Annotated in this window: 1 protein-coding gene and 1 pseudogene; one reads left to right on the top strand and one right to left on the bottom strand. The window is 49.2% G+C overall.

All coding sequences use genetic code 11. The features are described 5' to 3' along the window. Window positions 1-104: 104 nt before the first annotated feature. Window positions 105-737, bottom strand: coding sequence for a ribosome biogenesis GTP-binding protein YihA/YsxC (yihA, locus tag FDX03_RS21465; protein WP_137346559.1), 633 nt, complete (start codon window positions 735-737; stop codon window positions 105-107). Between the two features lie 209 nt (window positions 738-946). On the opposite strand from yihA, the pseudogene FDX03_RS23785 reads away from it, so the two are divergent. Then, window positions 947-1,123 (top strand): annotated as a pseudogene (locus FDX03_RS23785) (hypothetical protein); the annotation flags it as partial.

Genomic DNA, 1,123 nt, shown 5'->3' with positions numbered 1-1,123 from the left:
CAGTCAGTAATGACTGGGGCGTTTTTTATTGTGCGAAAGAAAAGTTTTGTACATGCTGTAGGCCGGATAAGACGCGCAGCGGCGCCATCCGGCAATACGGTGGGTTATTCCCCGTCCTGTATCTCTTCAATCGGCGCCAGCTCACTAAACCAGCTATCCAGCTTCTGCCGCAATTTGTCCACGCCCAGCTTTTTCAGTGATGAAAATGCTTCTACCTGCACATCACCGTTAAATGCCAGTACGGCTTCACGTACCATATTCAGTTGCGCTTTGCGCGCGCCGCTGGCCAGCTTGTCTGCTTTAGTCAGCAGCACCAGAACCTGAACGTTGCTCTCCACAGCCCACAGGATCATCTGCTGGTCGAGATCTTTTAGCGGGTGGCGAATATCCATCAGTACCACCAGACCTTGCAGGCTCTGGCGTTTTTCCAGATATTCAGCCAGTGCGCGCTGCCATTTACGTTTCATCTCTTCCGGGACTTCGGCATAACCATAACCAGGCAGGTCGACCAGGCGTTTACCGTCCACAACTTCAAACAGGTTGATGAGCTGAGTACGGCCTGGAGTTTTAGATGTACGCGCCAGACCCTTTTGATTGGTCAGGGTATTTAGCGCACTGGATTTGCCTGCGTTGGAACGGCCAGCAAAAGCCACTTCGATTCCCGTATCGGAAGGTAAATGGCGAATATCAGGCGCACTCATCACAAAATGCGTCTGTTGATAATTCAAGTTAGTCAAAGCAGTCCTCTCCATCAATCAGGGCTTTGCAGCGATTATACCTGAACCCCAGCAAAAGGCTGGTTTTTCGACGAGTGGGCTGTGTGAGTAAAAACCCCGCGCTTTGTGAGACATTGCCGACAGTTTCTATACGAGATGGCAGAGTAAAAAATGACAGAACTAAAATAAATCATAGAGTTACATTTGGGCGCTATTCTTAAAATCAGAAATTGTTACCCAGGTTACTTGTACGTTTAAACCAAAACGGTAAAGTAGCGTCCATAGCGAGGAAGCTGACAGGATAGACGACTCAGGATGAGGGTCAGGAGCGCCAGGAGGCGAAGACACAGGATTGTCAGGAAGACAAACGTCCGGAGACGTTAGTAAAAGGAAATGGAAACAACACT

The organism is Citrobacter sp. wls827 (genome assembly GCF_005280875.1).
Classification (GTDB): domain Bacteria; phylum Pseudomonadota; class Gammaproteobacteria; order Enterobacterales; family Enterobacteriaceae; genus Citrobacter; species Citrobacter youngae.
The sequence above is the reverse complement of the archived record's forward strand: the minus strand, read 5'-3'. Positions and strand labels throughout refer to the sequence as shown.